Annotated in this window: 11 protein-coding genes; all 11 read right to left on the bottom strand. The window is 68.7% G+C overall.

Translation table 11 applies throughout. The features are described 5' to 3' along the window. Positions 1-3 precede the first annotated feature (3 nt). On the bottom strand, positions 4-1,380 hold the full coding sequence (gene fliI, locus AC1PK7_RS11275; RefSeq protein WP_481098196.1) for a flagellar protein export ATPase FliI: 1,377 nt from the start codon (positions 1,378-1,380) through the stop codon (positions 4-6). Next, the gene (locus AC1PK7_RS11270; RefSeq protein WP_010341651.1) at positions 1,377-2,000 is read right to left on the bottom strand and encodes a FliH/SctL family protein; all 624 of its coding nucleotides are present in this window, start codon (positions 1,998-2,000) and stop codon (positions 1,377-1,379) included. The genes fliI and AC1PK7_RS11270 overlap by 4 nt, the downstream gene beginning before the upstream one ends. Next, positions 1,997-2,986 carry a flagellar motor switch protein FliG gene (fliG, locus tag AC1PK7_RS11265; RefSeq protein WP_017912588.1) on the bottom strand — a complete coding sequence of 330 codons (990 nt, stop codon included), beginning with the start codon at positions 2,984-2,986 and terminating at the stop codon, positions 1,997-1,999. The genes AC1PK7_RS11270 and fliG overlap by 4 nt, the downstream gene beginning before the upstream one ends. A gap of 10 nt (positions 2,987-2,996) precedes the next feature. Further along, positions 2,997-4,718: a flagellar basal-body MS-ring/collar protein FliF gene (gene fliF / locus AC1PK7_RS11260; protein WP_209231195.1), complete on the bottom strand. Its 1,722-nt coding sequence runs from the start codon at positions 4,716-4,718 to the stop codon at positions 2,997-2,999. A gap of 12 nt (positions 4,719-4,730) precedes the next feature. Then, positions 4,731-5,093: a flagellar hook-basal body complex protein FliE gene (gene fliE / locus AC1PK7_RS11255; RefSeq protein WP_010341655.1), complete on the bottom strand. Its 363-nt coding sequence runs from the start codon at positions 5,091-5,093 to the stop codon at positions 4,731-4,733. A 257-nt stretch (positions 5,094-5,350) separates the two neighbouring features. After that, on the bottom strand, positions 5,351-8,845 hold the full coding sequence (locus tag AC1PK7_RS11250) for a glycosyltransferase (protein ID WP_481100884.1): 3,495 nt from the start codon (positions 8,843-8,845) through the stop codon (positions 5,351-5,353). Between the two features lie 200 nt (positions 8,846-9,045). Further along, positions 9,046-10,179, bottom strand: a complete 1,134-nt coding sequence (locus AC1PK7_RS11245) for an FkbM family methyltransferase (RefSeq protein WP_481098195.1) — start codon at positions 10,177-10,179, stop codon at positions 9,046-9,048. A gap of 281 nt (positions 10,180-10,460) precedes the next feature. After that, positions 10,461-10,589, bottom strand: a complete 129-nt coding sequence (locus AC1PK7_RS11240) for a hypothetical protein (RefSeq protein WP_481098194.1) — start codon at positions 10,587-10,589, stop codon at positions 10,461-10,463. Between the two features lie 320 nt (positions 10,590-10,909). After that, entirely contained in the window at positions 10,910-11,272 is a 363-nt protein-coding gene (locus AC1PK7_RS11235; protein WP_481098193.1) for a hypothetical protein, read from the bottom strand. A 63-nt stretch (positions 11,273-11,335) separates the two neighbouring features. Then, a complete protein-coding gene (locus AC1PK7_RS11230) occupies positions 11,336-11,953 on the bottom strand; it encodes an acetyltransferase (protein WP_481098192.1) in 618 nt (205 codons plus the stop codon). Then, entirely contained in the window at positions 11,950-13,089 is a 1,140-nt protein-coding gene (locus AC1PK7_RS11225; protein WP_481098191.1) for an aromatic ring-hydroxylating oxygenase subunit alpha, read from the bottom strand. The genes AC1PK7_RS11230 and AC1PK7_RS11225 overlap by 4 nt, the downstream gene beginning before the upstream one ends. Positions 13,090-13,106: the final 17 nt, after the last annotated feature.

Below are 13,106 nucleotides of genomic sequence, written 5' to 3'. Positions count from 1 at the left end.
GGCTTAGTTCTCGCGGTCGACCAGGCGCTTGAGGGCGGCCTGGCTGTGGGGCAGATCTGCGGCTTTGGCGACGTCCTGTCCGAGGAATTCCATGATCTCCGGCCAGCGCTCCAGCGCTTCGTCCACGGCCGGATCGTTGCCGCGCTGGTAGGCGCCGATGGTGATCAGGTCGCGGTTGGCCGAGTACGCGGCCACCAGCCGCTTCAGCGAGCGGATGCGCATCCGCCACGGCTCGTCGGCGATGTCCTGGACCACGCGGCTGACCGAGGACTCGACGTCGATGGCCGGGTACAGGCCGCTGTCGGCGACGCGCCGCGACAGCAGGATGTGGCCGTCGAGGATGGCGCGCGCGGCGTCGGCGATCGGGTCCTGCGGATCGTCGCCTTCGGTGAGCACGGTGTAGAAGGCGGTGATCGAGCCGCGGCCCTTGGCGCCGTTGCCGGCGCGCTCGACCAGGGCCGGCAGCTTGGCGAACACCGAGGGCGGGTAGCCGCGGGTGGTCGGCGGCTCGCCCACCGACAGGCCGATCTCGCGCTGGGCCTGGGCGAAGCGGGTCAGCGAGTCCATCAGCAGCAGCACGTTCAGGCCCTGGTCGCGGAACCATTCGGCGATGGCGGTGGCGCGGTAGGCGCCGTGCAGGCGCGCCAGCGGCGGGCGGTCGGCCGGGGCGGCGACGACCACGGCGCGGCGCAGGCCTTCCTCGCCCAGGGTGGTCTCGACGAAATCGCGCACTTCGCGACCACGTTCGCCGATCAGCCCGACCACGATCACGTCGGCGGCGGTGTAGCGGGTCATCATGCCCAGCAGGGTGGACTTGCCGACGCCGGAGCCGGCGAACAGGCCCACGCGCTGGCCGCGGCCGATCGGCAGCAGCGCGTTGATCGCGCGCACGCCCACGTCCAGCGGAGTGGTGATGGGTTCGCGCGCCAGCGGGTTGATCGACACGCCGGCCATGCCTACCGAACCTTCGGCGCGGATCGGGCCCTTGCCGTCCAGCGGCACGCCGTCCGAATCGATCACCCGGCCGAGCAGGCCTTCGCCCACTTCCACGCCGCCGCGGCGGTGCAGCGGCACCACCCGCGCGTTGGGCAGCAGGCCGTGGGTTTCGGCGCTGGGCATCAGCGAGGTGCGGTCGCCGGAGAAGCCGACCACTTCGGCATCGACCCAGCCGCCGTCGACCTCGACCTTGCAGGTGGCGCCCATCGGCGCCTCGCAGCCGACCGCTTCCAGGGTCAGGCCGACCGCACGGCGCAGGATGCCCTCGCGGATCAGGCCGCGGCCGGCGGCCGCGTCCAGGTCGAGCTTGCCCAGGCGGCCGGCCAGGCGCAGGTTGCGCGCATCTAGCCAGTCGCCGGGGTGGGTGCCGGACAGCGCGCTCACAGGCCCGCTCCGGACTTGCGCATCACCGTCTCCAGCGCCGCGCGCAGGCGCGCCTCGAGGGTGCCGTCGATGCGCACCGATTCGGCGTGCACGCGCAGGTCGCCGCGGCTCAGGCTCAGGTCCGGCACCAGCCGGATGCCCTGGTCCATCAGCGTCAGCAGCGGGGTCAGCGCGGCGATGTCGTCCGGATGCAGGCGCACCTCGACGTCGCGGCGCGCGCCGCCCACCGCGTCCAGCGCCTCGGCGACCAGTTCCGACAGCAGCACCGGGTCGGCCTGGTAGGCGCGGCCGACCAGGCTGCCGGCGATGCGCACGGCCAGTTCGCCGAGCGCGCCGACCACTTCGTTCTCCAGCCGCGCCAGCGGCCGCGAGAAGTTGTCCAGGATGCCTTCGATCTGCGCGGTCAGGCGGCGGATCTCGGCCTGGCCCTGGGCCAGACCCTCGGCGTGGCCGCGTTCGAAGCCTTCGTGCTGGGCCGCGGCCTCGATCGCCTGGATCTCCTCCAGGCTCGGCGGGCGCAGTACCGGCTCGTCCGGCAGCACATCCTCGTACGGCTGCGCCGCCAGCGGGGGCGGGGCATCGAGTTCCGGCGCCAGCCAGCGCACCACGTTGCCGTTCATACCATGGCCTCCGCACCGCTGCCGCCGAGGCTGATCACGCCCTCATCGGCCAGGCGCCGCACGATCGCCAAAATCTCCTTCTGCGCGGCCTCCACGTCGGACAGGCGCACCGGACCGCGCGCCTCCATGTCTTCCAGCAGGATCTCGGCGGCGCGCTGGGACATGTTCTTGGTGATCTTGTCGCGCACCTTGATATCGGCGCCGCGCAGGGCCAGGCCGAGGCGGTCGCCGCTGACTTCGCGCAGCATGGTCTGCAGCCCGCGGTCGTCCAGCTCCACCAAGTTGTCGAACACGAACATCAGGTCCTGGATGCGGCTGCCCAGGTCGGCGTCGATCTTGCTGATCGCCGACAGCACGCCCTGGTCCGACCCGCTGTCCAGGAAGTTGAGGATGTTGGCGGCGACCTTGACCCCGCCCACGTTGGACGACTTCAGGTTCTGGTTGCCGGAGAACTGCCGCTCCATGATCTCGTTGAGCTCGTTGAGCGCGTGCGGCGGGATGCCGTCGAGGGTGGCGATGCGCATCAGCACGTCGGCGCGGGTGCGCTCGGGCAGCAGCTTCAGCGCTTCGGCGGCCTGGTCGCTGTCCAGGTGCGCCATCACGATGGCGATGATCTGCGGGTGCTCGTTGCGCACCAGGTCGGCGATGGAGCGCGGGTCCATCCACTTCAGGGTGTCCAGGCCGGTGGTGTTGCGGCCCAGCAGGATGCGGTCGATCAGGCTGCCGGCCTTGTCGGCGCCCAGCGCCTGCACCAGCACGTTGCGGATGTAGTCGTCGGCGCCCACGCCCAGCGAGGTCTTGCTGCCCAGCTCGGCGTTGAACTCCTCCATGACCTTCTCGACCTGGTCGCGCGAGATGCCGCTCAGCGTCGCCATGGCGATGCCGATCTTCTGCACCTCCTTAGGGTCCATGTGCTTGAGCACCTCGGCCGCATCGGCCTCGCCGAGCGACAGCAGCAGCACGGCGGCGCGCTGGGTGCCATTCATTGCATTCGCATCAGGCTTCACTGGCGACCCATCCCTTCACGACCTGCGCCACGCGCTTGGAATCCTGTTTGACCGCTTCGCGGGCCTGACGCAACCGTTCTTCGTAGGCGTCGGGCAGGGCGATGGCGGGGTTGCCGCCAGTGCCGCCGCTGAGGCTGGCGGTGTCCTCGCCCAGCGACGGCAGCAGCGGGTTGTCGTCGTCGAGCATCGACAGCTTGGCGTCGCGCGGCTCGCCACCCTCGCGGTCGTGGCCCACGGCCGCGGCCGGTGCGGGACCGGCGATCTGGCGCAGCGCCGGGCGCAGCACGCCGAACAGCAGCGCCAGCACCACCGCCGCACCCAGCACCAGACGCGCGACGTTCATCACTCGCGGATCTTCCCACCAGCCGGGCTTGTCGGCCGCTTCCGGGGCCTGGCGGACGAACGGGGCGTTCATCACCGAGACGGTGTCGCCGCGTTCGGCATTGAAGCCCACCGCCTGCTTGACCAGGCCTTCGATGCGGGTCAGCTCGGCGGCGCTGAGCGCCTGCTCGGTCATCTTGCCCTTGGCGCCGGGCCGCATCACGTGGTCCACCAGCACCGCCACCGACACGCGCTTGATGCGTCCGGCCGGCTGCCGGGTGTGCTGCAGGGTGCGGTCCAGCTCGTAATTGCGGGTGGCGCTCTTGGAGCTTTCGGTCGGGGTCGCGGCGGCGGCCTGCTGGGTGCCGGTGGTGCCCGCGGCGGGCGGGGCGCCGGTGGCGCCCGGCTGGCCCGGCGCGCTGCCCGGCGAGTTGCTGGTCGCGCCGGGCGCGCCCTGCGGACCGCTGGTGCTGGTGCTGCTGTCGCTGACCTGCTCGCTGCGCAGCTTCGGCGGGTCGCCGTTGTACAGCTCGCGCGCTTCCTCGACCACCGAGAAGTCCATGTCCACGTTCACTTCCGGGTTGACCCGGCCCGGGCCGGTCATCGGCTCCAGCAGTTCGCGGATGCGCTGGTTGTAGGCGCTTTCCTGGCGCCGCACCTGGTCGAACTGGGCGGCATTGAGCGCGGCGTCGCTGTTGGGGTCGGCGATGGTCAGCATGCGCCCGCTCTGGTCGACCACGGTGACGCGGTCCGGGGCCAGGTCCGGGATGCTGGAGGCGACCATGTTGACGATCGCATCGACCTGGTTGCGTTCCAGGGTGGTGCCGCCGCGCAGTTCCAGCACCACCGAGGCGCTGGCAGCCTCACGCTGGCGGGTGAACGCGCTCGGCTTGGGGATGGCCAGGTGAACCCGCGCCTCGCGCACCGGGCGCAGGCTGGCGATGGTGCGCGCCAGTTCGGTTTCCAGGGCGTGCTGGTAGCGCGCGTTCTCCACGAACTGGCTGACCCCGAAGCCGGGATCCTTCTCCATGACCTCGAAGCCCATGTTGCCGTTGTCGGTCAGGCCGGAGCCGGCCAGCTTCAGCCGCGCGTCGTACAGCTTGTCCTCCGGCACGGTGATCGCGCCGGTGGCCTGGTCGAGCTTGAACGGGATCTGCGCGGTGCGCAGCAGGTCGGTGGCTTCGGCCGTGCCTTTCTCGTCCAGGCCGGTGTAGAGCGGGGTGTAGGCCGGCTTCTGCGACCAGAAGAACACGAACAGGCCGGCCGCCACCGCCACCGCGATCATCGCCATCAGGCCGATGCGGCGGGTGAGCTGCAGGCTCTGCAGGCGGTCGAACCACGCACCGGCCTTTTCGCTGCTGAACGTCTCTTTGCTGATCGCAAGCGCCATCGTCTTCTACCCTTACAGCGGCATGTTCATCACGTCCTGGTACGCCTGGACGAGTCGGTTGCGGACTTCCACGGTAGCGCGAAACGCCACCTGGGACTGTTGTGCGGCCAGCATCACCTTGGCCAGATCGGCGCTGGGGTCGCCCAGTTCGAAGGCCTTGGCGAGGTCGCCGGACTTCTGCTGGGCCTCGTTCACGCCGCCGATGGCGTTGCGCAGGGTCTCGGTGAAGCTCGGGCCCTGCACACCCTGGCTGCCGCCCAGGCCTTCGATCGCATTGCTGCGGCCGACATCGCCCACCCGCGTCTGCGCCGCCTGGCCGACCTGGCCCTGGTAGCTGCGGATCTGCGAAAGGATGGAGCTGATGGAGTCGCTCATACGGTGAAGTCCCTGCCGGGAAACGGCTTGCCCGTATGCAATGCAAGCGGTGTGCCGAAACGGCCGGCACGCGCCGCCCGGCACCCAAGCGGGCACGGGCGGAGGCATCGGATGGCCGGTGACGGGTTCCCGGCGCCGGCCGCGGCGACGACGCGGGGCAGGCGCGGGCGACGTGTCGGTGGGTTGACGCTGTGCGCGTCGTCACGGTCGGGCGCCGGCGCCGGCGCGGGGAGCTCAACTCGGCGGGAAGGGCGGCCTCAGTCCGGCAGCCAAGCCGCCCGCCACTCCTGCAGGTTGGCGCCCTGCAACATCCAGTCGCGCTGTACCGCCGCGCGCAAGTCAGCGCCGGCCGCCGCCCGTGCGTCGGCATCGGCCAGGTGCGCGCGGATCGCATTGACCCAGTCGCGGAAGCGGTTCTTGACCAAGGTCACCGGCAGCCCGCCGTCGCGGTAGGGCGCCAGATCGCTGGCCACCACCGGATAGCCGCAGGCGCCGTACTCGAGCAGGCGCAGGTTGCTCTTGCAGCGGTTGAACAGGTTGTCTTCCAGCGGCGCCAGCGCCAGGTCCAGGCCCAATGCGGCCAGCGCCTGCGGATAGCGGGCGAAGTCCACGCCTGCATGCACCTCGTGCACGTGCCGGCGCAGCCGCTCCGGGCACAGCCCCATGAACACCCAGTGCACCTCGTCGGCCAGCGCCTGCACCACGTCGGCGATCAGTTCCAGGTCGCCGGTGTGGCTGAGTCCGCCGGCCCAGCCGACCCGCGGCTTGGCCGCGCCGGACGCCGCCGGCGCCGGCAACGCGCCCCACAGCTGCGGCTCCAGCCGGTTGCGCACCACGCGGATATCGCCGTGCAGGCCGGCCAGCGCTTCGGCCAAGTCCGGCGTTGAGACGGTGACCCGGTCCACCAAGGTGGCGGCACGCCGCAGCGAACGCAGCACGTCCTTGGGCATCTGCTCGCGATGCGCGCTCTTCAGCGGCAGATTCGGCAGGTAGTCGTCCAGTTCGTAGACCATGAAGGCATTGCCGAACCGGCGCATGCGCTCCATCCGCGCCAGTTCCGCATCGCCGACCCGACGCTGCAGCACCACCGCGTCGGCGCCGATGCGCTGCAGCTCCACCGGATCGAGCAGGCGCGCGTAGTACAGGCCGTCGATCTGCCCCGCCTCGGCCAGCGCCTGGAACGGCTGGATCACCCGGTACTGGCCGCTGCCGAAGGTGTCGCCCGGGTGGGCGAGCACCCGCGGCAGCGGCTTCCACGTCAGCGGCTGCCAGGAGAATTCGGACTCGGTCAGCTGGAATCCGCCGGGCTGGTCCAGGCCCAGGCTGGGCGAATACGCCGGATCCTGCGCCAGCGCCGGCAGCCAGCGTTGCAGCAGGGCGTCGTCGGCCGCCTCGCTGCGGGTGGCCGGGGTCGGCTGCAGCAGCAGCGCCTGCGGCGTCCACACGGTCCAGGCGCCGGCCACGGCAGCGCGCAGGCACAGATCTACGTCGGCGCCGCCGGCGGCGAAGCCGGCCGCGTCGAAGCCGGACAAATGCTCGAACAACGCCCGCCGCACCAGCAGGCAGCGCGCCGACACCGCGCTGTAGCGGTGCGCCACCTGCAAGCGGCCCATGTAGCCGGGCTGGGCCATCGCCTCGCCGACGAAGGCGTGGCCTGCGCCGGTCAGCAGGCCCGGCAGCAGGCCGGCATGGGTAATGCGGCCGTCGGCGGAGACGCCCTTGGCGCCGACGATGCCGACCTCCGGACGCTGCGCGTGGTTCATCAGCGCGTGCAGCCAGCCGTCCTGCACCGCGGCGCTGTCGGCGTCGAGGAACAAGAGGTACTCGCCCTGCGCCTGGGTGGCGGCGAGGTTGTGCGCCTCGGCCTGGGAGACCCGCTGTTCCAGGGCGAACACGCGGATGCGGCCGTTGCCCAGTTCGGCGACCGCCTGCATCCACGCGGTGATCTCCGGCGCCTGGCTGGCGTTGTCCACCAGCAGCAGTTCGTAGGCCGGGTAGGCGGTCTGTTCGAGCAGGCTGACCACTGCGCGCTGCAGCGCCGGCAGGTTGTCCTGCGCCAACAGCACGATCGAGACCGGGGGCTGCGCGGCATGGCCGTAGTCGATGCGGAACAGGCCGCCCGGCAGCGGCTCGACCGTGGCCTGCGGATAGCCGCGGGCCTGCAGGTGCGCGGCGATCGCGCGCTGGCGCGCCTGGCCACCGACCTCGGCGCTGGCCGCCGCGGCGACCAGCAGCGGCTCGGGCAGGTGCGCGATGCCGTCGCCGCCGTCGCGCAGGAACAAACGCAGGATCAGGTCCAGCTCGCTGGCGCCGTCGTGGGCCGGATCGAAGCCGCCCAGCGCCTGCACCGCGGCGCGGCGGAACACCCAGTGCCCGGCGGTGACCAGCGGGTTGCCCAGCAGCAGGTCCAGGTCCGGGTCGGGCCGCAGCAGCGGCGCCAGGGTGTCCGCGTCCACGGCCAGCCATTCGTCCGCATACAGCGCGTTGCACTGCGGCTGCTGCGCCAGTTCCAGCAGTAGCCGCAGCAGGCCGCCGGCGTAGAAACGGCTGCCCGCGACCACGCGCAGGCACCAGTCGCTGTCCGGCGATGCGTCGAGCGCGGCGGACAGCGCCGCGGCATCGGCCTCGGCCGGCAGCGGTGGCAGGATCCGGACCCGCGGGTCGGGCCACGCGGGGAGAGAGGCGTCGCCCAGCACCAGCGCCTGCACCTGCGCGAACGGCGTGCCCTCCAGCAGCAGGCTGTCCAGCGTGGCGTCCAGCGCGTCACGCTCGGTGCCACGTGCGTCGACCAGCACGGCGAGCCGCGGCGCGCCGCCTAGGGCGCCCAGGCGCGCGTCGAGGAGGTCGCGCTGCCCGGGCGTCACTGCCCGCCGCGCCTGCCAGTCGCGCAGCGCGGCCTGCACGCAGACCCGTGCGTAGGCGTCCTGGATCGCCTGCAGCAGGTCCACCGGCGTGCCGGGGCCGCCGCCCAGCGGCGTCACCGTGACCTGGCGGACGTCGCCATCGCCGCGGTACCAGCCCATGGCGCGCACGCCCTGGCGGAAGTTGGCGTGGCCCTGGTCGCCGATGCCCGGCTGGTCGCGGCCGGCCTGGCTGTATTGCTCTTCCGACACTCGGAACCGGGTCAGCGGCTTTGCCAGCAGCGCCAGGTGGCCGCGGTGCAGCAGCTTGGCGTACAGCGCCAGGTCGCCGACCCAGTTGATGACCTTGCCGGCCAGCGTCATCAGCTCGTCGCCGATCTCCAGCAGGTCGCTGCGCCGGCACAGCACGCAGCTGGGCTCGCCGACGAAGTTGATGGTGTGGTCGGCCAGGAACGACAGCAGCTCCGGCCCGTCCAGCAGCACGTCGCCGGCGAACGGGAAGGCGGTGGCGTGAATGTCCTCCAGCGGCGCGCCATGGCTGTCGATGCGCTGTCGGCGCGAGGACGCCAGCAGCACGTCCGGCGCGGACTGCATCGCCGCGACCAGCGCGGCCACGCAGTCCGGCGCCAGCACGTCGTCGTCGTGCAGGAACTTGACGTACTCGCCCTGGGCCAGGGCGATGGCGCGCGCGGTGCTGCCGAGTTCGCCGTAGCGCTCCGGATTGCGGTGGTAGCGGATCGGGAAGGGGGCAGTGGCGGCGCGGCGTTCCACCACCTCGGCGATCGCCTCGGTGGGGTTGTCGTCGCAGATGACCAGTTCCAGCGCCGGATAGGTCTGGGCCAGCACGCTGTCGAGCGCCTGCTCGAAATAGCGCAGCTTGTAGGCCGGCATGACCACGCTGACCAGAGGCGGGTGGGGCATGAACGATGGACCGTTGCGGGAATGGGACCGGAGCGCACGCTGCGCCCGATCCATCGCAGATGCAACAAGCATGCCGGTCCGTGCCGGATTGCCTGGACGCAGGCGGCGCCCTCGAGGGCAACTGCGTCGGGAGGCGAAGAGGACGGTGGCGCAGCAGGCGCCGCTGCGCCTCACTCCACGTAAAGCACGCTGTCGAAGTAGTACATGGCGTAATGCCGCAGCCGTAGCGTTGCCCCCGGCACGATGCGGTCGAGTTCGGCGACGATGTCCAGCAGGTCGAGCGCATGGTGGTAGCAGGTGATGGCCATGCGGGGCCGGCAGCGCCCGATCAGGGCCGCGCCGCCACGCAGTACCCTGGCCTCGGCGCCTTCCACATCCATCTTCAGGACGCTGACCTGTTCGATCAGATCGTCCAGGCGCACGCCGTCCACGCGCGCGGCGCCGCTGCCGTCGAGCCGGCTGCCCATGGTGCCCCGCGCGTCGAACGCTACCGGCTCGGCCACATCGCTGACGGCGGCGTTGTACAGGGTCGTGCGGCCGCCATCGTCTGCAAGCCCTTGCTGCAGGGCGGCGAAGTTCTCCGGATCCGGCTCGAAGGCATGGATGGCGGCGTAGCGGTGGCGCGATGCCGCGCGGAACTTCTTGACCGTGTCGCCGCGATAGGCGCCGATGTCCACATAGTGTTCGTCCGCGCCGATCCGCAGCGGATGCTCCAGCGCCGAATACACCGAGTAGTACTCCTGCTCCATCGGGCACAGGACGTCCAGCAGAGGCCGCCGGTCGCCGTCCATGCGCATCTGCAGTATCGCGTCCAGTGTACGCACGCTCAGTGCGTCGGCGAAGCGACCGCGCATGGCGTCGAACTGCGCGGCGTGCGCAAGCGTCTGTTCCCGCGTCAGCTGTCCGCTCTGATACACCAGCGGAATGTCCAGGGCATACATCAACTGCGGCAGATCGACGCGGCGACCGCTGCCCAGACGCTGCAGTTGGTCGAAGTGCAGCCATGCGGTCGGCATGTAGGCGCAGTTGATCGTGGGCAACCCGGCCAGGTCCGGGTCGCGCAGGAAGGTTGCTGTCGGGCGCACGTCGTCGAAGCCCGCATCGGTGATGCGGCGTTCGTGAAACACATCGTCCAGGGCGACGATACGGATGCCAGGGACGCGCTCGGCCAACAGCGCGGCGGCGCGGGCCGCATAGAGACCGCCGAGACTGGAACTGGGGGCCAGGAAGATCGCGCCGCCGGCGCGCTTGAATGCATCGATCAGGTCAGCTTCGCGCTGAAGCGCGGCCATAGGGTCGGTCATGGATTCACTCGAAAGAGCGTGCCTCGCAGGCGCGCGGGTGCTGAAAGACAGGGCGGGCGACGCGTCGCCTCGTAGAGCGGTCAGGCAACGCGGCGATCACCTGAAGTGTCTGATCCTAGCGAAGTGCGCGATGCGCGCACCGTGCATGTATCCCAGCTCGCGCCGTGGCGCTGGTGTTTCTTGCGTATTGAACTGCAGAGGCAGGCGTTGCCGCATCGCTGATGCGATGCAGCAAGAAATGCGAAGTAGTGAATGCCCCGGCGCGCTGCGCGGCAGCGGAGTCAACGCAGGATGCGGGCGCTGCCAGGCATCAGTGCGTCGTAGAAGCAACGGTCCGGCAGCATGTCCGGTACGGTGCCGGGCAGCAGCCATTCGCAGTGCCGGCCGATCCTGGCGCCGCTGCTGGCCATGCTGCCGCCGCCTAGCATGCTGCCCTGTTGATTTTCACAACAAGAATAAACGAGCCCTGCGGTCGTGTGTGGCGAAAACCCATGGTTTGTCCGGCATCGCCATAGGATTTCGGAAATGCAGGCTGGCTCATGCCAGCCTGGAAATCGACCAGGTTGTTCCCGGTCGTCGTCGCATCGCCTCCATCGAATTAGCAACGCGGAGTATCTGTTGCCTCTGGTTTATATGTGCGAATGATAATTAATTGGTTAATATCATGCAAAATTGCGATTTCATAGGGTGTTGCGAAATTTATAATAATATTTGACGCATCAAGATTGCATTAAGAAAGTAGATCCCAAGTAATGGCAATTACACCTGTTGAGGGGCTGGAGCTTGCATAAAGGCCACTTGTCGCCCACAACCCAAGTCCTGCTGGGACAAACAATGGGTAAGGCATGATTGCGATGCCCTTTTTGTCATTGGGAGTGTCGCTGTTCGCACAAAAAATAATGCGGGTATTCAGGTCGCCCGGACTCGAAGGAGCGGTTTCCGATGCATATAGATTGACATATCCACCTGGAGAGGTGTTTAGTATCGCCGTGCAAATGATCAATCCGTTTGCGTTATTTGTGGGGGACACTAGTTGTAGAATTCCCTGAGGAGCAACTGCTTTGAAATTTTTTCCAATCTTAACAGCTTCCATATAATCTCCTTTGGGTGTGGGAGGCCTGAAATAAACGATACTGCTGCTTCCTCAATTTTGAGCCTACATCAGGATGCGAGCACCGTTGGGTATCAGAGAATCATGAAAACAACGATCAGGCAATGCGTCCGGCAGCCTTCCGGGCAGCAGCCATTCGCAGTGCCGGCCGATCCTGGCGCCGCTACGCGTCATGCTGCCGCCGCCAAGCGTGCTGCCCTGGCCGATCTGGGTGTCGCGGCCGAGGTGCACGCCCGCCTGCAGGGTGACGCAGGCGCCGACACGTACGTTGTGTTCGACGATCACTTGGCGCTCGAGCCAACTGCCGGCGCCGATGCTGCTGCCGGCTGCCAGGTTGCAACCGGGGCCGATATGCACGTTGCCGAGCAGGCGCACGCCTTCGTCGATATGCGCCTGGGGCCACAGCAGGTCGACGCTGCCGTAACCGGCCAGGCGCACATCGGCCAGCAGCTTGTGCCGCGACTGGTTGACCGCGCGTTCGTCCATGGCAACGAACACGTTGGTCGTACTGGGCGCATGGCTGGCATGCAAGGGGCCCAGGTCGAAGTTATAGCGGTCCGGCGATTCCAATTCGATGACGATGTGGTCCAGGCCGCAGGCCTGCGCGGTGCGCTGCGCCTGCTCCAGCGCATGGCCCTGGCCGATCAGCACCAGAGTCTTCATGCCGCCTGCTCCAGCACGTTGGCGCGGTACCAAAGGTGCTGGCGCACCAGCTCTGTCTCATAGTCGCCGTGCATGAAGGAGCGAGGATGCGAACCCAGGCCGGCCTGCAGGCGTTCCAGCACGGCGGTGTCCTCGGCAATGACCTGATGTTCGATGCGCATCAGCGTACTGAGCAGGGCGGTGAAATCGGTCCGCTCGCTTTTACGCCGGGCGGTGGCGACCCACAGGTGGTAGTCGGTCTCATCGGGCGCGACCGGGTCATACTGCTGCAGCACGAAGGAATCGCCACGCACGCTATAGAAGTTCACATTCGGATACAGGAACCAGTTGTAGAACGCCGAGTCCTCGCCATAGCGCTCGCACAGCGGCCGGTACCAGTGATCCTGCACCGCGATCTCGGCCTTGGCCGGGAAGCTCAGTGCGTGCAGCGGGACCGGCTCGCCGCCCCGCAGCAGTTGTTGCACCACCGAGGGTACGTCTGCCGGCCGTTCCACATGCGCCGAGGGCTTGGGTGCGGCCGTCATTAGGGGGTTGAAGGTCTTGGGATGGATGAACGGAATATGGTTGTAATCCTTCACGTTCTCCATGTTGAGCTTCCAGTTGTAGCGCACGCGGTGGCAGCTGTATATCAGCTGCGAATCCACGTGCGATGCCGCTTCGCGCAGGGTCTCCAGGAACGCCGGTGCGAACTGCTCCTCCAGCGGCAGCGGCTGCTCGGCCATGTTCACGAACAGCAGCTCGCCGACCTGCTGTAGATGCAGCTTGGTCAGGCAGATGCCGGCCTTCTCTTCGGCGGTGAACTGGTACAGCCCGGAATTGGGCAGCCCGCGCAACTCTCCCTCGGCCCCGAACGACCAGGCATGGTACGGGCATACCAACGGGCGCTTGCCGTGCGACTCGATCTGGATCGCCGACTGCCGGTGCGGACACTGGTTGAGGAACGCGCGGATGCCGGCCTCGGTGCGTTGCACCAGCACCGGTACCCCGGCCACCTGGCGCGCGAAGAACTGGTTGCGCTCGCGCACCATGGAGGCGAAGCCGACGAAGATCCACAGCTTGCCGAACAGCCGTTGTTGTTCCAGGCGCAGGCTGTGCGGGCTGATGTAGTGCTCGGCGTCGAGGGCGTGGCGGGTCATGCGGAAAGGCGTCCTGC

The organism is Xanthomonas sp. NCPPB 3174, assembly GCF_056725205.1.
The sequence above is the reverse complement of the archived record's forward strand: the minus strand, read 5'-3'. Positions and strand labels throughout refer to the sequence as shown.

Coding starts and splice junctions, on each gene's coding strand:
- fliF (WP_209231195.1), bottom strand. CDS start 4,718: ATGGCGCTTGCGATCAGCAAAGAGACGTTCAGCAGCGAAAAGGCCGGT.
- AC1PK7_RS11230 (WP_481098192.1), bottom strand. CDS start 11,953: ATGAAGACTCTGGTGCTGATCGGCCAGGGCCATGCGCTGGAGCAGGCG.
- AC1PK7_RS11245 (WP_481098195.1), bottom strand. CDS start 10,179: ATGACCGACCCTATGGCCGCGCTTCAGCGCGAAGCTGACCTGATCGAT.
- AC1PK7_RS11225 (WP_481098191.1), bottom strand. CDS start 13,089: ATGACCCGCCACGCCCTCGACGCCGAGCACTACATCAGCCCGCACAGC.
- AC1PK7_RS11270 (WP_010341651.1), bottom strand. CDS start 2,000: ATGAACGGCAACGTGGTGCGCTGGCTGGCGCCGGAACTCGATGCCCCG.
- AC1PK7_RS11240 (WP_481098194.1), bottom strand. CDS start 10,589: ATGGCCAGCAGCGGCGCCAGGATCGGCCGGCACTGCGAATGGCTGCTG.
- fliE (WP_010341655.1), bottom strand. CDS start 5,093: ATGAGCGACTCCATCAGCTCCATCCTTTCGCAGATCCGCAGCTACCAG.
- AC1PK7_RS11250 (WP_481100884.1), bottom strand. CDS start 8,845: ATGCCGGCCTACAAGCTGCGCTATTTCGAGCAGGCGCTCGACAGCGTG.
- AC1PK7_RS11235 (WP_481098193.1), bottom strand. CDS start 11,272: ATGGAAGCTGTTAAGATTGGAAAAAATTTCAAAGCAGTTGCTCCTCAG.
- fliG (WP_017912588.1), bottom strand. CDS start 2,986: ATGAATGGCACCCAGCGCGCCGCCGTGCTGCTGCTGTCGCTCGGCGAG.